This window comes from Paraburkholderia sp. CNPSo 3274, assembly GCF_024206475.1.
GTDB lineage: Bacteria > Pseudomonadota > Gammaproteobacteria > Burkholderiales > Burkholderiaceae > Paraburkholderia.
Genome location: NZ_JAMBPR010000108.1, coordinates 1 through 18,368 on the forward strand (window position 1 = coordinate 1; position 18,368 = coordinate 18,368).

Sequence of the window (18,368 nt, forward strand, 5' to 3'; positions counted from 1 at the left end):
TTCGCTGGCGATCGGCGCGGGCATCGGCAACGTGCTGCACATGGTGTTCGGGCAGATGCAGTTGCCGATGCTGATCGCGCTCGGCATGGTCGGCTATCTGGCCGCCGTCACGCAGAGCCCGATCACGGCGTTCGTCATCGTCATCGAAATGATCGACGGGCACGCGCTCGTGATCTCGTTGATGGCAACGGCGCTCGTTTCGAGCCAGGTTTCCAGGCTATTCGCGCCGCCGCTTTACGAAGCCCTGGCGCAACGCTTCCTGAAGCAGTGACGCGCGCTCACGCGAGTTGATCAGCGCGCGTCGTTACCAGCGCAGCAGCCGCGGCCCCAGCCACGTGCCAATGCAGGCGGGCAACAACATGCCGATCACATACCAGACGCTCCAGAACGCCGGGTTCATCTCCGGGCAATGGAGGCAATACGCAATGGTCGCTAGCGCGCTCGCAAAGAGCCCGGCCGCCGCGCCCGCCGCGCGCAGGCGGGTGGGCGCGAGACCGCGCACGGCCCAGAACACGGCCGCAAACGTGGGCACCGAAAGCAGCACGATATTGAACGGGCACGTGCGCCATGTGAGGCCCAGCACGAGCGACATGCGTTGCGCGGGCGCCGCGTCGCCCAGCGCGAGCCATGCGCCCGCCAGCACGGCGACGAACGGCAGCGCCACCAGCGCCCAAGCGTAGCCGCCGCGCCGGCCCGGCCGCCCGAGGCGGCTGACCGCGAGCGCGGCCGCGGCCGCGACGCACAACGGGAACGCGACCTTCGCCCAGAAGATCGGCGTGTGCATGACACTCATGAGATCGTGCCGTACGCCGAACACCACGCTCATCAGCACGACCGAACCCGCGAAACCGAGCGCCAGCGCCCGCGCGAATCGGCGCAGCACAGCCTTGCGGTCCACGCGCGCATCGCCGGCGGCAAGCAGGTTGATCAGATCGTCGGTTTTCATCGCGCTCCCCTGATGCGCGTGGCAAGCGCCTTCAAACCGCGATGAATACCCACCTTGACCGCCGATTCGGAGAGTCCCGTGAGCTTCGCCGTTTCCACGACCGAAAGCCCTTCGAGCTTCACGTGGACGATCGGCAGGCGCTGCTTGTCGGGCAACTGTTCGAGCAGCTTGCCGATATCGCGGCGCGCCTGTGCGGGTTCGTCGTCGGGCGCGGCGAAGAGATCGGTGTGATCTTCGAGCGGATCGTTGAGCATGTCGCGGCGTGCGCGCGAGCGGAAAAAGTCCATCAGCTTATAGCGGGCGATCGCGTGCACCCAGGCCGTGAGCGGTTCGTCGGGGCGCCATGTGTGACGCGCGTTGTGAACCGCAAGCAAAATCTCCTGCACGAGGTCCTCGACGTCGTCGCGCAACTGCGGAATGCGCCGGCGCAAGTAGCCGCGCAGATGGCGCGTGAGTTCCTCGAGGAAGTCGCGATACGCTTGCGCGTCGCCTTCCAGGCCGCTGACGAAAAGCGCTTTGAGACGGGTTTCCGCGGAGTGCAAAGGTCGTCCTGGATTGTCGCGACTATACGTTGGCGGACTTGTGGGAATGGCGCTCGCCCGGTCTTGCGATGGCGAGCTTTCAAAACGATTACGAGCGCCGCCGCACTCGCGCCCGTTCGCGTGAGCGTAGCCGAACGCTTCGCGCGCCGCAACGGCATGCGTTCCGCCGGCGCGCGCGCCGGGCGTCGCCCCTTCCGTCATCCTGGCCCATGTGCTAGTCAAACCCACCTTGTGCCTCTTTCGCGTGGCGCGAGCGCATGCGCCCGTTATGGGTAGTTCGCTCGCCACGCCAGTTGGGTTACAGCCAAAGCGGTTTATTTTTAGCCGCCCCGGTCTCGCGAATTTATGCTCGACGCGCTGTAACCGGGGCGCGCGCCACAGCGAATTCACTTTCAACTCTGCGCTAACGAGGCATCGCCATGCACACGTCGATCGGTGAACCGCCCGCACTTGAAGCCCGCATGCGCCGCCCACGCGCAATCCAGCCGCTCTGGCTGCGCGTCACGCATTGGCTCAACGCGCTCGCGGCGCTCGTCATGATGTTCTCCGGCTGGCGCATTTACGATGCGTCTCCCGTGTTCGCTGGCTTCGTCATTCCCACGTCGATCACGCTCGGCGGCTGGCTCGGCGGCGCACTGCAATGGCATTTCGCGGCAATGTGGCTGCTGTTTTTCAACGGCCTCGTCTATCTCGCCATGAATCTCGCCACAGGCCGCTGGCGCACGAAGTTCTTCCCGCTGAGCCCACGCGCCGTGCTGCATGATCTGCGCGCCGCGCTCATGGGGCGGCTCTCTCACGCCGACCTGAGCCAGTACAACGCCGTGCAGAAACTCGCCTATCTCGTTGCGATCATCGATCTCGTTGTCCTCGTGCTTTCCGGCCTTGCGATCTGGAAGTCGGTGCAGTTCCCGCTGCTTCGCGAGTTGATGGGCGGATACGACCGGGCGCGCGTGGTGCACTTTTGCGCAATGTCCGTGCTTGCGGCGTTCGCGCTCGTTCACGTGACGATGGTCGCGCTCGTGCCGCGCTCGCTGCTCACCATGCTTCGCGGACGCTGAACCCGCCGATCGATGTTATTTGAGTCGCCGCCCTTCGACTTCGATAAGGATTCCAGATGAACACGACAGACCGCAAGATCATCGCAATCGACCGCGCTGCGATTCTTGCCGATGCACGACGCGAACTCGACATGCCGTCACGGCGCCTGTTCGGCAAGCGCATGCTCACGCTCGGCGGTCTTTCGCTGCTGACAGGCTGCACGATCACCGACGACGCCTCGGTCAGCACGTTCCTCACCGCTGTTTCCCGGCTCAACGATCGCGTGCAGGCATGGCTGTTCGATCCAAGCCGGCTCGCACCCACCTACACCGAAGCCCAGATCACCCGCCCCTTCCCCTTCAACGCGTTCTATAGCGAAAGCGAGGCGCCCGTCGTCGATGGCGGCGACTATCGGCTCAGGCTCAGCGGACTCGTCAAGGGCCAGCGCGTCTGGACGCTGCCGGAGTTGTACGCGCTGCCGCACGCCGAGCAGATCACGCGGCATATCTGCGTTGAAGGCTGGAGCGCGATAGGCCGTTGGGGCGGCACGCCTTTCGCGCATTTCCTGCGCCGGGTCGACGCGGATCTCACCGCGAAATACGTGGGCTTTCGCTGCGCCGACAACTACTACGAAAGCGTCGATATGGCTACGGCGCTGCATCCGCAGACCTTGCTCGCCTTCGACTACGACGGCGAGCGCCTGCCCGCGAAATACGGCTATCCGATGAAGCTGCGCATGCCGACGAAGCTCGGCTACAAGAACCCCAAGCACATTGTCGAGATTTTCGTCACGAATACGTATCCAGGCGGCTACTGGGTCGACCAGGGCTACAACTGGTTCGGCGGTTCGTGACGTCTTCCTGCCGCCGCTTCGCGCGACGGCTCCGTTTCACTTCCGCCCGAAAAGAGGCAACGGTTTTTTCCACCCAGCAAGCAAGGAGCAATGCAAATGAACACGATCCGATTCGCAGCAATTGCCATTTCGGCCGCCCTGTTGAGCATGAGCGCGAGCGCTGCATTCGCGCAGGCAAGCGGCGCGATGTCGAATGACGCCATGTCGAAAGATGCGATGCACAAGGACACCATGGGCAAAGGCGCCATGTCGCAAGATACAATGAGCAACGGCGGCGCGATGAGCCATGATCAGATGAACAAGCCGATGAAGCACGACGCCATGGGCATGGATCATCCGGCATCGGGCGCCATGGCGCATTGAACCGTCGTAACACGCTCCCGGCGCGGCTTACGCCAGGAGCGCGTCGCGCGCGCATCGCCACCGTGCGCTCGCGATGCACGATTTCCGCGGGGCCGCACACCCCGCACTGGGAGTACGTGATGGGAAGCGAATGGCTACGCCGCGTGAAATTGTTCATCCAGCGCTTCTGGCAGCCAACCAGTGCGTGCATGACCTGCATGCCGGGGAGCTGGGGCAACATCATGAGCCTGACCCATTGGGCCATCGCATTCAAGACGGGACTGTTCACCGGCGCGCTGGCGGTGCTGCTCACCTTCACGCCAGCGACGAAGTGGTACGCGAATCGCTATGGCAACGCGCTGCTAGTTGGCTGCCTGACCGTAATAGGCGATGCCTACGCTCACACGAGTCACTATCGCATTCATGTTCTCGAACACATTGTGACAGGGGTCGTGTCCGGCCTGATCGCGCTCGCGGCGTCGTATCTGTTCGACGACCCCGCGGGCCGCATACGAACGCTATGGGCACGCTTGATCGGGTATTTCACGAGGCGAAGCGGGCTTCCGCCTAGGACCTAGGTCCGATTGACTGGGGGTCCGCGCGTGGCACCCTTCGACAAAGCCGTCCTTCGGCTCATCAAAGGGGAACCCGATGCGCGCCTGCCGATATGTGGTCCTTTGCGCTTTGCCATTCATGATCGTCGGCTGCAACACGCCGCCGATCCCGCCGGGCAAGCCAGTTGATATCCCGACCGCCCTTCAGCAAGTTCTCGAGGGCCTGTGCAATTTCAGGAAAGAACAGGCCGACCGGAAGCAGGATATGGGTGTCGCAATCGACTCGGTCACAGTGGAGCTCGACCTGACCGTCGACGGCGCAAGGAATCCTCCCGTGGCAGTCGCGCCGGATATCCAGTTCATTCCCACGGTGAGCTATGGGCAGATCATCACGGCGAACAGGGGCAGCCGGCTTACGCTCACCCTGAAAAACACCGGCTCCCACGGCGGCTGCGACGTCATGACATCGGCGAAGTAGCGGCTGTTCTCTTTCTGTATAGGACCATCGGCCCATATCCAGCTTATGCGGTTGTGACATGATGGGAAGGCGCAGAACACTCGGCCCTGCCACCATGCGTATTGTTCATACGTTGCTGATCATCCTGGCTCTCGGGGTGAATATTGCCGGCTGGCCGACAGGTTGCCTCGCGGCCCAGGGAACACCTGCGCAAGCCGTGGCGTCACAGGCTGCGACGGCTGCGCCCGCCAGTGCGCCATCGCCCCCTGCTGCCACCGCAACCCGCCGGCTCAACCTCGCCAATCAGCCTAAGTTTGGCGATTTCGACGCCATGCTCGACCGCAGGCTGATCCGCGTACTGGTGCCATACAGCCGGACCCTCTATTTCAACGAACTCGGTCATGAGCGCGGGCTGACCGCCGGGCTCATGCGCGACTTCGAGCGCTACCTGAACAAGACGTACCAGAGCAGCCTCGGCAAGCGTCCATTGACGCTCGTGATCATCCCGACGACGCGCGACCAGCTGATTCCGGCTCTGCTTGCCGGAAAGGGAGACATCGCCGCCGGCAATCTGACCGCCACCGAAACGCGGCTGAAGCAAGTCGACTTCGTCGCGCCGCACGACCGCACGCCGGTCCGGGAGCTGGTGGTCACCGGTCCGAAGTCGCCAGCGCTCACCAAACTCGACGACTTGAGCGGCAAGACCGTACACGTGCGCGCGAGCAGCAGCTACTTCGAGAGTCTCACCGCCCTGAACGCGCGCTTCAAAAAAGAAGGCAAGCCGCCGGTGAAGCTGGTATTGCTGCCCGATGCGCTCGAGGACGAGGACGCCATGGAGATGCTCAATGTCGGGCTGGTCCAGATCCTCGTCGTCGACGACTGGAAGGCGAAATTCTGGGCGCAGGTGCTGCCGGGCATCGTGGTGCACGACAACATGGCCGTGCGTGACGCCGGCTATATCGGCTGGGCGATTCGCAAGAAGAGTCCCAAACTCCAGCAGGCAATCAACGACTTCTACGTTGGCTACGTGAAAAAGCAGAGCTTAGCGGAAGTGCTCCTGCAGCAGGAACTGCAGCGAGTCAAGCAGATCACCAGCAATACCGAGGACGCGGAACTGAAGCGCTTCACGCAAACGGTCGGTCTCTTCAAAAAGTACGGCGCGCAATATCACTTCGATCCATTGATGCTTGCCGCGCAAGGGTTCCAGGAATCGCAGCTCGATCAAAGCGCTCGCAGCCACGTTGGAGCGATCGGCATCATGCAGCTCATGCCGGCAACCGGCAAGGAGCTGGCCGTCGGCGACATCCGCGTGACGGAATCGAACATCCATGCCGGCGCGAAATACCTGGACCTCCTGATGTCCCGCTACTTCCCGGATGCGCACTTTTCCGACTCGGACCGCGCCCTCTTCGCGTTCGCAAGCTACAACGCGGGCCCGGCCAGGATCGCGAAGATGCGCAAGGAAGCGGCCGCCCGGGGACTCTCGCCCGACAAGTGGTTCAACAACGTCGAGATCGTGGTTGGCGAGAAGATCGGGATCGAGACGACCACTTACGTGCGCAATATCTACAAATATTACGCCGCCTACCGGCTCGTTCAGCAGGCGCAGGCAGCGCGAGATCGCGCCATCGGGCAGGTGCGCAAGCAGGGCTGACGCATGCTCACGCGTCAGGCGTCCAGCACCGCGAGATGAATCTCGCAACCTCATCCAACGCATATCGCGCGCCCGGCAACTCGTGGGTGGATCGCTGGAACACGTGGTGCAGTCCTTCGTAGATTTCCACCTGCAGCGCGATGGGCGGCAGGCGCCGGGGAACGGCATGCAACGGCGACGCGCGTCCATCCGTGGGCTCGGCAGCGCCAAGGTACGCTGCTGCGGCATTGACGAGCACAGGCCGCGTCAAGACGGCATCCTGGGTCGCCTCGCTGTGGAACGACGGCCCCGTCCCCGAGCGGGCTGGTCCGCGTCACCGTGCCGCCAGTCTTCGGCCGGCTGTATGTCGTGCCGCACCTGCCGGTGTTTTTCTCCCGATATCCGCGGGTGGGCGTGGACCTTTCCGCAACCGAGCGAAACGTCAATCTCGTCGAGGAAGGTTTCGATCTTTCGATCAAAAACGGACCGCTTGCCGACTCCTCGATGATTTCGAGGCATCTGGCCCGAGCCCGGTCGTTGTCGTCGCAACGCCGGAATACCTCGAAAAGCATGGGCGGCCCGAACTGCCACAAGAGATCGAACGGCATGCCTGTGTCGTTTTCGCGCCCATGCACGAGCCGCGGGCATGGCGTTTCGGGAACGTCGAAGGGCCGGGCTTGCATGTTCCGTCCGGCAATTTTCGCACCGGCGACGCGGAGCAAATTCGCGCTGCCGTCCTGGCCCGTATGGGACTGGCTCAGGCGCCGGGTTGGCTCTTCGCAGCGGAGATTGCGAGCGGCGAGGTCGCCAGCGTGCTGCAGGATTTCGCGCCGCCGCCGTTGCCCATCCATGGCGCGCATCCATCAGGCAGGCGGCTGCCGAACAAGACTCGCGCGTTTCTCGACTTCGTCGCCGAAATCCTCGCGGCTGATCCGCGCCCGGCTTTCGTTCCGGTCTGAGGTTTTTGCGCGTATGCGCGGAACGGCGCTTGCTGGAACGAGTGAGTCACTCACTAAGGAGAGCCAAAATGCCCGAGAAGAAAACGATCGAGCGTGCGCGCGCGGACAAGCGCGCGGGCAAATCCGCAAGCACCCAGGCCGGCGAATTCGTGAAGGAGGAATTCGATCGCGTGCGCGCGGGCAAGCATGGCGTGCGCTCCGCGAAGCAGGCTGTCGCAATCGGCCTCTCGAAGGCGCGGCGCGCCGGTGTGGACCTGAAACCGCCGGCGCCCGGCAAAACCAGCGAAGCGACGCGCAAGAAGGCCGCAAAGGATACCGCGGCGGGCCACGGCGCGAAAACGCCCCGCGTGAGCACGGAATCGAAGGCTAAACGTTCGCGCACGACGACGCAAGTGCTCAAGCGCGAGAGCCGGGCGGGCGCATCGCCACAAGCCGTGTCGAAGCAGGCGAAGACCGCCGCGGCGCGCCGCCCCGCTGCAAGCCGTTCGGTGGCGGCGAAGAAGGCTGCGCAGACCAAGGGTGCAGCGGGCCGTTCCGCCGCGGCGAAAAAGGCGGCGAAGACACGCGCCGCGCGTGCGCAGCACGCTCGCCATTAGCGGGGCGCGGGGTTATGAGACTATGTTCCTCATCGCCCCGCATGCGCATGCTGCCAATCCGCCGATGTCAATATCCGCTCTGCTGCTCGAAAAGATCCTTCGCGACGTACCACGCCGTTATCGCTTGCCGCAAGAGCCCGCGGCTTCAGCGCTGCCGCTTCGACACGCCAATGCGCCTACGGCGCTGGCACGCGTCATCGAACAGGCGCGTGAAGCCAGGGCTCATGGCGGAGCACCGGACGCGACGTTGAAACCGTGCTTTATCGATGCGCTCGCGGCCATGATCACCGAGGCCATGTACGCCGATTCCGGAGACCGGGCATTTCAGGCGATGGTTCTACGGCACCGCGCCGCCCAGGTGCGCGAGTTTGCGTCGCTTTCGGCACAGGCCGATCAGGACCGCAGGCAAATCCATGCCGCAGTCAATGCGATCGCGCATCCGGCCAAACAGCAGCGCGCCCTGGAAGCCTGGCAGCGCGAAGCACTTGCGCGGCTGCATTCGTCCGCGTCTTTGGCGCACAACGAGGCACACTATGCGGGACTGCACGAAACCGCGCGACACCTCCTCGTTTTGCCGGAGCTTGCGAAGGGCTCGGATTTCGAGCCCGCGCTGGCGGATCTGCGGGACAGTCCGGCACTTGCGCGCTTGTGCCGGCTCGAATCCCTGGCGTCCGACCCACTCGTGCAACAGTACGTATCAATGCTGGATGCGTATGGACCGCGGCCGGGCACACCGGCGGCCGTGGCGCAAGGCCGGGCGTCGCAGCGTCGCGGCGCTGCTGTCGAAGCGCTGGCCGTAGAGGCGCTCGAAGCACTGGCTCAAAGGCTCAACGTAGCGCAGGAGAACCCGCACGCGTACCGTGTCGTGAGTTCAATGCGCGTGCCGGCCTCGATACCGGGCAAGCACGAGCGAGCCAAAACGGAATGGGACGTGGTCCTGCTGGAGCGGCTGCACGCGAAGACCCTCGATATCGCGCCCGTCTGGAACGTGCGCCTGCTCGTCGAAGCGAAGGCATCCGTCGAGTCCGCAACGACCGACCTCCCGCGGCTCATGCGCGGTTTGCGCTTGCTTGCGCACGCCGAAGAGAACGTCGTGTATTCGTTCGAGACCCAGCAGGGGCCGGTACGACTGCACGGCGCATCGCTACGGGCTCAAGGCATCGACGAGTCCGGTTTGCTCAAAGCCGTCCTCTATTGCTGCGATGCGCCGGCCGAAGGCGCTCCGCGAATGCTCAATGCCGCAAGCCGCATGCAGCTTTTGTCCGCACCGGCGAGCCTTGAATACGCCAGCGCCCAGTGGGACGGGCGACATGCAGACCCGGAAATACTGGAGGCTGTCTGGCAGCAACTCACGCAATCGCCGCGCTGGCATGCCGTGCTCGATCAGTATTCGATGCTGCGCCTCGTGCGCGAATTGATGGTGCACCCCGAAGACCTGACGGTCACGATTCGCGATGCAACAGGGTGTCCGCCGGGGCCTCCGCAATACACGGCGAACGAACGGCCTTGTTGACGTGCGTGCGTCCGAGAGAGCTCGCAAGCGGCGCGGCGCGAGCGAAAAGCAGGATGGCAGCAGCAGCGGATATTTCGAAGCAACAGCAGAAGTAGCCGGATTGGCGCATTGTCGATGCGAACTGCACGGCGTGAATGTCTCGAAGGTGAACTGGCTCGTCGTGCCCGACAATCAGTCCGAGCAGGCGCTCGTCACGAAGAACGTGGACGTCGCGATCATTCATCCGCCGTTTTCCGGCTCGGCCGAAGCCGATCCGCAACTGCGCAAGCTGTGGAGCGACTGGGACGAAGACCACGGTCTCGGCGGCATGGCGCCCTATAGCGTGAACGGCGCGTTCGCCCGCGCTCACCCGCAGGCGGTGCGCGACTTCGTCACGGCAATCGCGAAGGCGGGCAACTGGGTCAATGCGCATCCCGACGAAGCGCGCAAGCTGACGGCCGAGCGGCTCGGCATCGACGTTCGGCTCGTGGAGCGCTATGCCTACGTGAAGGATCTCGTGGTCACGGAGCCGCCCATCCAGTACTACATCGACATACTCGAACAGGCCGGCAAGATTCCAAAGGGCAAGGTCAACGTCAAGGATGTCTATACGAACGACTTCAATCCGTTTGCGAAACACGAGGCACAGGCCAGCGCGACGGCCTTACCGAACGGAACACGCTCGTGAGCACGGTAACCGGGCTACGCGAAAAGATCGTCGCGCGCGATCTCTCGCTCACCTATACCAATGCGCAAACCGACACGCACTATACGGTACTCAAGCGCTTCGATCTCGCCGTGCGCGAAGGCGAATTCCTTTCGCTGCTGGGCCCGAGCGGCTGCGGCAAGTCGACCTTCCTCAACGTGCTCGCCGGCCTCACGCCGCCAACCTCGGGCGATATTCGCGTGGACGGCGACCCCGTGAGCGCCGTGCGGCAAAAGCTCGGCTTCGTGTTTCAGGGCTACGCGCTCTTTCCGTGGCGCACCGTGCGCAAGAACGTGGAAGCGGGACTCGAAATTCGCGGCATGAAGCGCGCCGAGCGGCGCAGCGAGGCCGAACGCTTTTTGCGCCTCGTGGGCCTGCTGGAGTTCGCGAATCACTATCCACATCAGCTTTCCGGCGGCATGCGCCAGCGCGTAGCCATCGCGCGCGCGCTTGCTTATGGTCCTGAGATTCTGCTGATGGACGAGCCGTTCGGCGCGCTCGACGCGCAGACGCGTGAATTGCTTCAGCAGGAATTGCTCTCGATCTGGGAGCAAAGCGCCACGACCGTCGTGTTCGTCACGCACAGCATCGACGAGGCGATCTTTCTCTCCGATCGCATCGCCATTCTCGGACGCGGCCCCGGCCGTGTGAAAGAGATCATCGACGTCGATCTGCCGCGCCCGCGCGACGCCGCGCTGCGTCACTCGGCGGCGTTCGTCGCGCTGCGTCAGCGCGCATGGGCAAGCCTCAGCACGGAACTCGACACGCGACTCGACGCACCGCCGCAAACCCATGCATTGACGGGAGCCGATCATGTCTGATTCGATGTCCGACCCAGGCGCGGTCCGCGAATCGCCCGTTCTTTTACCGCGCGGCGTGCGGCGCGTCCGCGCTGGCGCGTCCCTCGCGCGCCTTCGCGTTGGCGTGGAGCGCTCGAGCGCGCTCGTCGCCTTCCTGCTGTTGTGGGAGTTGTTGCCCAGACTCGGCGTGGTCAACGCGGCCTATCTGAGCCCGCCTTCACAGGTCGCCCTCGCCATCGCGCGGCTCTTCGAAAACGGCGACGCGTGGACGCATATCGGCGCGAGTGCCGTGCGCTCCATTGGCGGCTTGCTGCTCGCCGTGGCCGGCGGCATTGTATGCGGCTTCCTGCTGGGATGGTTCCAACGCGTCGAGCGCGTTGTCGATCCCGTTTTTCAGCTGCTGCGACAGGTGTCGGCCTTCGCGCTCTTTCCCGTTTTCATGCTGTTTCTCGGCATTGGCGAGTCGTCGAAGATCGCCATTGTCGTGTGGGCCGCGTTCTGGCCGGTCCTGCTCAATACCATCGCGGGTGTGAAGCAGGTCGAGCGCGTGCTGATCGACTGCGCGCGCTCGATGGGCGCTTCGCAGCGCTTTATCGCGACCAGGGTCGTGCTGCCGGCGGCTCTACCGCAGATCCTCACGGGCATGCGTCTGGCGGGCGCCTACAGCATTACCGCGCTGGTGGCGGCGGAAATGATCGGGGCGCGTTCGGGGCTCGGCTTCTATACGCTCAATTCGCAGGAGACGTTTCAGATTCCCGACATGTACGCGGGCATCGTTCTGCTCGCCATCTTTGGACTGCTGATCAATCAGAGCTTGTCGATCCTCGAACGGCAACTGCTGCGCTGGCGCGTCGGGCTCGCGCAGAATGGCTAGGAACGCTCCACTCGACGCCTCAACCGTTCCGCGGCGCTTGCGCTGGCCGGCCACCGCGCTAACGGCCACGCTCGCATTGCTCACGCTGCTCGCGTGGGCGCTGAAGAACGACTTTCCACGCACCCTTCTCGACAGAGACCGGCCTTTCGCCGCTGCGGCAGCGCGCGGCGTGCTGATCGTGGCGGTGCCCCCGCGCCCCGCGCCTGCGCTTTACGTCGGCAAGGTCGACCGCACGGTGCGCGCGCCCGATCCGTTCGCGGCGGCGCTCGCTTCTGACCTCGCTCGCCGCGCGGGGCTGCCCGTGCAGCTCCTGCTGGCCGAACCGGCCGCCGCGCGTGGCGCCCTGCAGTCGGGCAAAGCCGATGCCGCCATTGCCGGCCTGAGTTTCTCGCCCGACGCGCGGGTTGCGTTCGCACCGGCTTCGTATTCGAGCGGCCGTGGCATGGCGCTCGTCCTGGGCCATGGCAGCGTGCGGACATGGCGCGACCTGCGCAACCGCGCGATTTGCGCATCGCAAGGCAACCCGTATGCAGAGCGCGCAGAGCGCGAGTTCCACGCGAACGTGCACGGTTTCGACCGGCCGCTCGATGCCCTGCTGGCGTTCCAGGCGGGCGATTGCGCCGCCCTGGTCGACGACGAGTTCGTGATCGAGGCGCTGCTCAAGCAGGCGGACTGGTCCTACTATCGGCCGCTACCCGGAACGATCGCTGCGCAGGCCGCGTTCATCGCGACGCGCGCGGGCGACGCGGCAAGCGCTGTCTTCGTCAGCGATACGGTGACGGAATGGCGACGTAGCCGGTGGCTGGCGACCGTGCGCAAAGATCAGGCGATAAGCCTCGCGTTCGACATGTTCAACGCGGAAAACGACTTGTATTGCCACTAGTCGCGCCGCTTCAGTTCGGCCACGCGAAGCTGATAGCTTTTCAACAGGCACGCTTTGTCACCGCACGCATTGCGTGAGTTTCGAAGCCATGCTCGTTGCTCGGCTCTTAGCCGGCCTTTGTTCGTCGATACCTTCAGCTTCTGGTTAAAGACTTCGGCCATGGTTTTATCGATGCTGGCAAGCTGCGAATCTCCGCAAACAAGCTGCGCCTGTGCGGATATGAGTTCGCTGCAATTGAAGCTTCGCGTCAGCGCCGCTTTCGTTGCGGGTTGCGTTTCCAGCAGCCCCGGCCTGCAAAGCCCGTGAAGCAAGGTGCATGCGATATTGCGCCCGACCCACGCCATCTCTGCCGCGCCATATTGCTTGACGAAGCGATTGATGCCGGCGTGGCTCACGCCCCGTTGCATGGCATTCGCGGCGATGATTTCGTTGCAGAGCGAGTCCTCGGCATAGGTGCTCCCGGCGCGCCGATAACAACTGTGAAAGCCAAGCTGTCCCGTGCCCATGACACTTCTACGCTCCCCTGAGGCGAACAGAATCGAGGCGCATGCGGACGCGCACCTTGCATCATCCGGAACGATCGTATAGACCCTGACCTGATCCATTGCATCCACGACGCGAAAAGCCGCTTCGACATTTCCGCCGGGGCTATCCAGGACCAGGGGAACGAGTCCTTCGCTATCACGGTCGGCAAGACTGGCGGCCGCAAGAAACCCTTCGGCGTCGCCGCTCTGAATCTTTCCCTTCCCGATCACCATTTTCAGTTTCAGATCGGGCTGGTAGTAGATCTTGAACTCCATGGCCCACAAGACGCCCGGCAGCATGAGCAGCGCAGCAAATAGCCACGTACGCGTGAGGCGGTGCTGGGTCGTCCAATGCCGGGCGTTACGCATACGCGCCTCCGTGCGGCGCACGCCTCTGAACGGAACCTGGCTTAGAACCCGCGCCTCAGGTTCCGGTCGCGCATCGGATCAGTCGTCTTCTGCGTGAGCCGCAAGATGCCCTGATCGTCGAAGTAGAAGTGAAACATCATGAAATCGATGTTGTTCTCGATGTAGCGGTAGGACCAGACTTCCCGCTGCATGCGCGAAAAGTATGCCGTCTCCGCGGGCCGGCCGAAATTGATCAGGACATCGTTACGTGTCCACTCGTTGACTTTCGCGCGATAGAACTCGCTCTCCTGCAAGACCTGACGCACGCTCACGACCTTGCCGCTCGCGTCGACATCGGCAACGGTGTTCGTCGACCCCATCGGCTGGGTCGGCCACATAAGCCGTTTGCCGCCGTCCGGCAGGTTATAGGTTTCGCGCGGCGGCCCGAGACGCGCGATCAACGCGGACTGATCGGTGCCGGGCTCAATGCTTTGCCACGGCTGGGCGCAGCCGGCCACCAGCGCCACCGCAGCGGCAAGCCACGCGTGCTTCACGAACCTGGACAGAGTCCCCATTCACGCTCCCCCGAGCAGCGAACCTGGCGAGCAACATGTACTGATCATGCCGGCCGTGCGGGACGCGGACAATCGGACCATGGTCCTACCGGCAAGACAATCGTGGGGGCGCCGGCGGAAGCGCTGCCAACGCGTGTGCCCGTTGAAAACGAAGCGCCGAAGAGTATGCTTTGCTCTGATGTTCGGGCTCCCGAGCATCGGAGGCGCCGCCGCACGTGTGCGTCCAGCCTGTGGCTCGTTGCCTAACGTTCCATCCCCCCGGGGTGCGAAATGATCAAGCGCATCACGCTGATTTCCGCTTCGGTCGCACTCGGGTGCCTCGCCACCCTCGTCCCCGTTTTCACGAGTCTTTACGTCGCGAACAAGGACGTCCAGCGGCGCGATCGCGCTGAACTCAGGGAGTTCGCCGACAAGGCGGTCATGCGCACGGACCTCGTCACGTACCAGGCCTTTGCCGCCCTCTCCGACCTGGACCGGGAACAGGGCGCGCCCTGTTCGACGTCCAACCTCGAACAGGCCGCGCGTGTCATCTACAACTACCGCTATGTTCAGGATGCTGGCGCGTACGCCGACGGGCACTATCTCTGCTCTCCGCTGCTTGGCGACGTGCGCAACAAGGATCTCACGCTGCCGCCGCCCGACTATCGCAGCAACGACGGCTACCTGGTGTGGTTCCAGCAGAAGAACCCGCTAAGCGACGTCCGCAAGGACATTCAGTTTGGCCGCAATGGCCACTACGTCTCCATCGACCCGGGATCCTATGTCGATCTCATCGATCCGGCGAGGCGCCCTATCGCCGTGATCCAGATTTCGACGGGAAGGCTCCTCGCAGTCTCCGCCGGCGCGGATCCGGACGATATGCTCGATGCGTGGAAGCGCAGCGGCAAAGTGAGCAGCGATGACTGGAATTACGCTGTCGCCCGATCGTCGACACGGCCGCTCGGCGTCGTGGTGAAGTCGCCGCGCAGCAGCGCTGCGGGCGACTGGCCCAAGCTGCTCGCCGCGTGGCTGACCATCGGCGTGTTCGCGGGCGCTGCGCTTGGCTGGCTCGCATACAAGCGCATTTCGCGGCAACTCTCGTTCCCTGCAACGCTGCACTGGGCCATTGCCCGGCGCAAGCTCGACGTGGTTTTCCAGCCCATCGTGCGGCTCGCCGACAACCAATGTGCAGGCGCCGAAGCGCTGGTGCGGTGGACACTGAGCGGACGCGCGATCTCGCCCGAGGTCTTCGTGCGCGTGGCCGAAGACAATCACCTCATTCAGCCTTTGACCGATCTCGTGCTCGAAAAGACAATCGCGCAGCTAGGAAAATTGCTCACGGCGAATCCCGCGTTTTATGTCTCGATCAACGTGAGCGGCGAGGATCTGCAGAGCTTGCGCTTTCTGAACCTGCTTACCGCGTCGCTCGAAGGGACCGGCATCGCGCCCGCACAAATCCGCATCGAGGCGACGGAGCGCAGCTTCATGAACGCAGAAGCGACGCGCGGTGTCATTGCGGCGTTCCGGGCCGCGGGCCATCCCATCTATATCGACGACTTTGGAACCGGCTACTCGAGCCTGTCGTATCTGCAGACCTTCGAGGTCGATGTGCTGAAGATCGACAAGTCGTTCGTCGATACGATTGTCCAGGATACCGCCTCGAGCGTCGTCGCGCCGCACATCATTTCGATGGCCCACGAGTTGGGTCTGGAAATCGTCGCCGAAGGTGTGGAGTCGGGCGCACAGGTGACGTGGCTGCGCAGTAAGGGCGTCCAGTATGGCCAGGGCTGGTACTACTCGAAGGCGATGTCCGCCGCCGATCTCGCGAAATGGCTGGGCAAGCATCGTGCGCCGCGCGAGGCGAACAGCATGCCGGCGAGCTTCAGTTGACAATTCAACGCTACTTTCGACTGCCATCTATCCGCGAGGCCGCAGCAATCGCTACCGCACCGGCTTTCACGTCAAGCGCCCGCGAACCTGAAAACCGCCACCGCCTGCTGCAACTGCGCCGCCTGATCGGCCATCGAGCTGGCCGCAGCGGCCGCCTGCTCGACGAGTGCCGCGTTTTGCTGCGTGACCTGGTCCATTTGTGCGACCGCGCGATTGACCTGCTCGATGCCCGTGCTCTGCTCGCCCGAGGCGGCGACGATCTCGCCCATGATGTCCGTGACGCGCTGCACGGCCGCCGTCACCTCGACCATCGTCGCGCCCGCGCGCTGCGCCAACGTGGCGCCGTTTGCGATGCCCGCCGTCGAGGCTTCGATCAGCTCCTTGATCTCCCGCGCCGAAGCCGCGCTGCGCTGCGCGAGCGCGCGCACCTCGCCCGCCACGACCGCGAAGCCACGACCTTGCTCGACAGCGCGCGCCGACTCGACAGCGGCGTTGAGCGCCAGAATATTGGTCTGGAAGGCGATTTTCTCGATGGTCGCGATGATGTCGGTCATGCGCTTCGCGTCCTGCGCCACCTCGCTCATCGTCCTCGCCACTTCGCTCACCAGCTCGCTGCCGCGCGCCGCGACTTCGGACGCGCCGCGGGCGAGCCCGCTCACTTGTCTCGCGTTCTCGGCGTTCTGCCGCACGGTCGAGGTCAGTTTCTCCATGCTCGTCGCGGTCTCGCCGAGCGACGCCGCCTGCTCTTCGGTGCGTTGCGAGAGGTCCGTGTTGCCTTGCGAGATTTCGCGTGCGGCGAGCAGGATGGAACCGCTAGAGTCATGAATGTTGGCGACGATGCCGGTGAGCTGCACACGCATCTCGCCCAGTGCGTGCAGCAGGCTGCCAGAATCGCCGCGAGGCGTTTCTACGGACACCGAAAGATCGCCGGCCGCGATACGCCCTGCGATTTCCATGGCATGAACCGGCTCGCCGCCCAGCTGGCGCGAAAGCCGTTGCGAAATCAACCAGGCCAGCAACGCGCCGGTCGCGACCGCCCCTAGCAGAATCGCCATGATAAGGGTGCGCATGTGCCGGAATTGCGCCGTGGCTTCGGTCTGCGCGCTCTTCGCCTCAAGTTGCAGCGAATCGATCAGCGCGGCGACGCTGTCGCCCAAGGCGACGCTCGCCGCAATGGCGCGGCGTACGAGTTCGGCGTTGTCCACGCCCGCGGGCACGGGCTCGAAACCGATCTGCTGATGCACGATCGCCTCCCATGCCGAGGTTTTCCTGAGCACGTCGTCGTAACGGGAGCGGTCGCTGGCCGATACGCCTGCGCCGGCATAGCGGTCCAGCGATTCATGCATGCGTTTGAGTTGCGCGACGATGTCTTCCTTCAGACGATTGCGTCCCGCTTCGTCGGCGTAGCCCAGATTGGCGGCGTCGAGGTCGGTGCTCAGCTTGCTTCGGGCCGCTTCCTCCAGCCAGAACTGGCCGCTCATGTGCCGGTTGCAGATTTCATCGGCGATGTCATGCATCGACGCCAGCGACGAAACGCCGGCGACACCGACGGCCACCGCAAAGACGATCACAACGGCGAATGCTGTCAGCAGCTTTTTGAACACCGTCATACGATCGAGCCACTTCATGGCTGTCCCCTTGTTCGATTGCCTGTTATGTGGCTCTCGGCGAGAAGTGCCTCGACGCGAGCGCGGCAAGCTTGACTCAATCACCCGACCAAGGGTAGGAGGGAAACGGATATAGGAAGCATCAGCCAGCGCTTCTAGCGGCGTGAGCGGACTTCTGCTAACCCGCCGGCACGAGCTTCAGCGTATGCACCGCTGTACCCGGCAGGAACGGCGCCGCGTCGCCATGCACCCACGTTTCATGTCCCGCGATGAAATACGGCGACATGGGATTGCCCGACTGCCCGCCCGGCATCTCGAAGATGCCGTCCTGTTCGCGCCCCGGCGACACCGCGAAACGCTCGGACGCGCCAAACACCGGCGTCTGCACGCGCGGCATGTTGATGTCGCCCGGCAGCGGGTCATGCGGCGCGCTGAGCCAGCCACGAAGCCACGGCAGCCACGCCGGCACCATGCGCGCGAACGGATGCGCAATGGCCGAGCGGTTGCGCTCGCCCCAGCGCGAGCTAAAGTCGAATCTGGTGTACGGGGGAGTTGAGGCGGGAAGTTGAAGGCGGTGGAGGTTTCAACTGAGAATCTGATTGTCGAAGTCGGAAACCAGCAAAAAATCAAACCATCCACCATGAGCAAGGATACGGAAAAAGCAGTCGTCGGTCTATCGGGAGTCGGGCTTGGTCTGGACGAATTGGTTCGTCACGGGGCGCGGCAAGTGATTCAGCAAGCGATCGAAGCGGAGCTGGCAGAGCTGATGG

The 18,368-nt window shown here is 63.9% G+C and carries 19 protein-coding genes and 3 pseudogenes; 16 read left to right on the plus strand and 6 right to left on the minus strand.

Annotated features, from left to right (window positions below):
* A partial coding sequence (locus tag M3I54_RS39830; protein WP_254340261.1) for a chloride channel protein occupies window positions 1–271 on the plus strand: 271 nt, incomplete at its 5' end.
* Between the two features lie 33 nt (window positions 272–304).
* Here the strand turns inward: M3I54_RS39830 and M3I54_RS39835 are convergent.
* Entirely contained in the window at window positions 305–946 is a 642-nt protein-coding gene (locus tag M3I54_RS39835) for a DUF1109 domain-containing protein (protein WP_254345576.1), read from the minus strand.
* The gene (locus tag M3I54_RS39840; protein WP_254345577.1) at window positions 943–1,488 is read right to left on the minus strand and encodes a sigma-70 family RNA polymerase sigma factor; all 546 of its coding nucleotides are present in this window, start codon (window positions 1,486–1,488) and stop codon (window positions 943–945) included. The genes M3I54_RS39835 and M3I54_RS39840 overlap by 4 nt, the downstream gene beginning before the upstream one ends.
* Window positions 1,489–1,907: 419 nt before the next feature.
* Here M3I54_RS39840 and M3I54_RS39845 point away from each other — a divergent pair, with 419 nt between their 5' ends.
* From M3I54_RS39845 to M3I54_RS39905, 13 genes and pseudogenes are all read left to right on the plus strand, one after another.
* Window positions 1,908–2,546: a cytochrome b/b6 domain-containing protein gene (locus M3I54_RS39845; RefSeq protein ID WP_375542293.1), complete on the plus strand. Its 639-nt coding sequence runs from the start codon at window positions 1,908–1,910 to the stop codon at window positions 2,544–2,546.
* 56 nt (window positions 2,547–2,602) lie between these two features.
* Entirely contained in the window at window positions 2,603–3,379 is a 777-nt protein-coding gene (locus tag M3I54_RS39850) for a molybdopterin-dependent oxidoreductase (RefSeq protein ID WP_254345578.1), read from the plus strand.
* Window positions 3,380–3,475: 96 nt separating this feature from the next.
* Window positions 3,476–3,742 carry a pentapeptide MXKDX repeat protein gene (locus M3I54_RS39855; RefSeq protein WP_254345579.1) on the plus strand — a complete coding sequence of 89 codons (267 nt, stop codon included), beginning with the start codon at window positions 3,476–3,478 and terminating at the stop codon, window positions 3,740–3,742.
* A gap of 119 nt (window positions 3,743–3,861) precedes the next feature.
* Window positions 3,862–4,299, plus strand: coding sequence for a hypothetical protein (locus M3I54_RS39860; protein ID WP_254345580.1), 438 nt, complete (start codon window positions 3,862–3,864; stop codon window positions 4,297–4,299).
* A gap of 73 nt (window positions 4,300–4,372) precedes the next feature.
* Entirely contained in the window at window positions 4,373–4,753 is a 381-nt protein-coding gene (locus tag M3I54_RS39865) for a hypothetical protein (RefSeq protein ID WP_254345581.1), read from the plus strand.
* 94 nt (window positions 4,754–4,847) lie between these two features.
* Window positions 4,848–6,386 carry a transglycosylase SLT domain-containing protein gene (locus M3I54_RS39870; RefSeq protein WP_254345582.1) on the plus strand — a complete coding sequence of 513 codons (1,539 nt, stop codon included), beginning with the start codon at window positions 4,848–4,850 and terminating at the stop codon, window positions 6,384–6,386.
* 348 nt (window positions 6,387–6,734) lie between these two features.
* Window positions 6,735–7,324: pseudogene (locus M3I54_RS39875) on the plus strand (substrate binding domain-containing protein).
* 68 nt (window positions 7,325–7,392) lie between these two features.
* Window positions 7,393–7,920 carry a DUF6496 domain-containing protein gene (locus tag M3I54_RS39880; RefSeq protein ID WP_254345583.1) on the plus strand — a complete coding sequence of 176 codons (528 nt, stop codon included), beginning with the start codon at window positions 7,393–7,395 and terminating at the stop codon, window positions 7,918–7,920.
* Window positions 7,921–7,984: 64 nt separating this feature from the next.
* The gene (locus tag M3I54_RS39885; protein WP_254345584.1) at window positions 7,985–9,433 is read left to right on the plus strand and encodes a 3-deoxy-D-arabino-heptulosonate 7-phosphate synthase; all 1,449 of its coding nucleotides are present in this window, start codon (window positions 7,985–7,987) and stop codon (window positions 9,431–9,433) included.
* A complete protein-coding gene (locus tag M3I54_RS39890; RefSeq protein WP_302059334.1) occupies window positions 9,375–10,100 on the plus strand; it encodes an ABC transporter substrate-binding protein in 726 nt (241 codons plus the stop codon). Before M3I54_RS39885 ends, M3I54_RS39890 begins: the two co-directional genes overlap by 59 nt.
* Window positions 10,097–10,939 carry an ABC transporter ATP-binding protein gene (locus M3I54_RS39895; RefSeq protein WP_254345586.1) on the plus strand — a complete coding sequence of 281 codons (843 nt, stop codon included), beginning with the start codon at window positions 10,097–10,099 and terminating at the stop codon, window positions 10,937–10,939. The genes M3I54_RS39890 and M3I54_RS39895 overlap by 4 nt, the downstream gene beginning before the upstream one ends.
* Window positions 10,932–11,792, plus strand: a complete 861-nt coding sequence (locus M3I54_RS39900; protein ID WP_254345587.1) for an ABC transporter permease — start codon at window positions 10,932–10,934, stop codon at window positions 11,790–11,792. Before M3I54_RS39895 ends, M3I54_RS39900 begins: the two co-directional genes overlap by 8 nt.
* Entirely contained in the window at window positions 11,785–12,675 is an 891-nt protein-coding gene (locus M3I54_RS39905) for a transporter substrate-binding domain-containing protein (RefSeq protein WP_254345588.1), read from the plus strand. Before M3I54_RS39900 ends, M3I54_RS39905 begins: the two co-directional genes overlap by 8 nt.
* Here M3I54_RS39905 and M3I54_RS39910 read toward each other — a convergent pair.
* Window positions 12,672–13,568, minus strand: coding sequence for an ATP-dependent Clp protease proteolytic subunit (locus M3I54_RS39910; RefSeq protein ID WP_254345589.1), 897 nt, complete (start codon window positions 13,566–13,568; stop codon window positions 12,672–12,674). The genes M3I54_RS39905 and M3I54_RS39910 overlap by 4 nt on opposite strands.
* A gap of 41 nt (window positions 13,569–13,609) precedes the next feature.
* Window positions 13,610–14,122, minus strand: a complete 513-nt coding sequence (locus M3I54_RS39915; RefSeq protein WP_254345590.1) for a hypothetical protein — start codon at window positions 14,120–14,122, stop codon at window positions 13,610–13,612.
* A 270-nt stretch (window positions 14,123–14,392) separates the two neighbouring features.
* Here M3I54_RS39915 and M3I54_RS39920 point away from each other — a divergent pair, with 270 nt between their 5' ends.
* Window positions 14,393–15,991 (plus strand): EAL domain-containing protein, encoded by a 1,599-nt coding sequence (locus M3I54_RS39920; RefSeq protein ID WP_254345591.1) that lies wholly within the window; start codon window positions 14,393–14,395, stop codon window positions 15,989–15,991.
* Window positions 15,992–16,062: 71 nt separating this feature from the next.
* Here the strand turns inward: M3I54_RS39920 and M3I54_RS39925 are convergent, their stop codons facing one another.
* Window positions 16,063–17,619: a methyl-accepting chemotaxis protein gene (locus tag M3I54_RS39925; protein ID WP_254345592.1), complete on the minus strand. Its 1,557-nt coding sequence runs from the start codon at window positions 17,617–17,619 to the stop codon at window positions 16,063–16,065.
* Window positions 17,620–17,776: 157 nt separating this feature from the next.
* Window positions 17,777–18,121, minus strand: a pseudogene (locus M3I54_RS39930) (penicillin acylase family protein); the annotation flags it as partial.
* A 102-nt stretch (window positions 18,122–18,223) separates the two neighbouring features.
* On the opposite strand from M3I54_RS39930, the pseudogene M3I54_RS39935 reads away from it, so the two are divergent.
* Window positions 18,224–18,368, plus strand: a pseudogene (locus M3I54_RS39935) (IS256 family transposase); the annotation flags it as partial.

Excerpts from the sequence above, each read along its gene's own strand:
- M3I54_RS39850 (WP_254345578.1), top strand. The coding sequence starts at position 2,603 with ATGAACACGACAGACCGCAAGATCATCGCAATCGACCGCGCTGCGATT.
- M3I54_RS39915 (WP_254345590.1), bottom strand. The coding sequence starts at position 14,122 with ATGGGGACTCTGTCCAGGTTCGTGAAGCACGCGTGGCTTGCCGCTGCG.
- M3I54_RS39890 (WP_302059334.1), top strand. The coding sequence starts at position 9,375 with ATGCAACAGGGTGTCCGCCGGGGCCTCCGCAATACACGGCGAACGAAC.
- M3I54_RS39925 (WP_254345592.1), bottom strand. The coding sequence starts at position 17,619 with ATGAAGTGGCTCGATCGTATGACGGTGTTCAAAAAGCTGCTGACAGCA.
- M3I54_RS39855 (WP_254345579.1), top strand. The coding sequence starts at position 3,476 with ATGAACACGATCCGATTCGCAGCAATTGCCATTTCGGCCGCCCTGTTG.
- M3I54_RS39885 (WP_254345584.1), top strand. The coding sequence starts at position 7,985 with ATGTCAATATCCGCTCTGCTGCTCGAAAAGATCCTTCGCGACGTACCA.
- M3I54_RS39920 (WP_254345591.1), top strand. The coding sequence starts at position 14,393 with ATGATCAAGCGCATCACGCTGATTTCCGCTTCGGTCGCACTCGGGTGC.
- M3I54_RS39880 (WP_254345583.1), top strand. The coding sequence starts at position 7,393 with ATGCCCGAGAAGAAAACGATCGAGCGTGCGCGCGCGGACAAGCGCGCG.
- M3I54_RS39860 (WP_254345580.1), top strand. The coding sequence starts at position 3,862 with ATGGGAAGCGAATGGCTACGCCGCGTGAAATTGTTCATCCAGCGCTTC.
- M3I54_RS39905 (WP_254345588.1), top strand. The coding sequence starts at position 11,785 with ATGGCTAGGAACGCTCCACTCGACGCCTCAACCGTTCCGCGGCGCTTG.
- M3I54_RS39910 (WP_254345589.1), bottom strand. The coding sequence starts at position 13,568 with ATGCGTAACGCCCGGCATTGGACGACCCAGCACCGCCTCACGCGTACG.
- M3I54_RS39870 (WP_254345582.1), top strand. The coding sequence starts at position 4,848 with ATGCGTATTGTTCATACGTTGCTGATCATCCTGGCTCTCGGGGTGAAT.
- M3I54_RS39865 (WP_254345581.1), top strand. The coding sequence starts at position 4,373 with ATGCGCGCCTGCCGATATGTGGTCCTTTGCGCTTTGCCATTCATGATC.
- M3I54_RS39835 (WP_254345576.1), bottom strand. The coding sequence starts at position 946 with ATGAAAACCGACGATCTGATCAACCTGCTTGCCGCCGGCGATGCGCGC.
- M3I54_RS39900 (WP_254345587.1), top strand. The coding sequence starts at position 10,932 with ATGTCTGATTCGATGTCCGACCCAGGCGCGGTCCGCGAATCGCCCGTT.
- M3I54_RS39845 (WP_375542293.1), top strand. The coding sequence starts at position 1,908 with ATGCACACGTCGATCGGTGAACCGCCCGCACTTGAAGCCCGCATGCGC.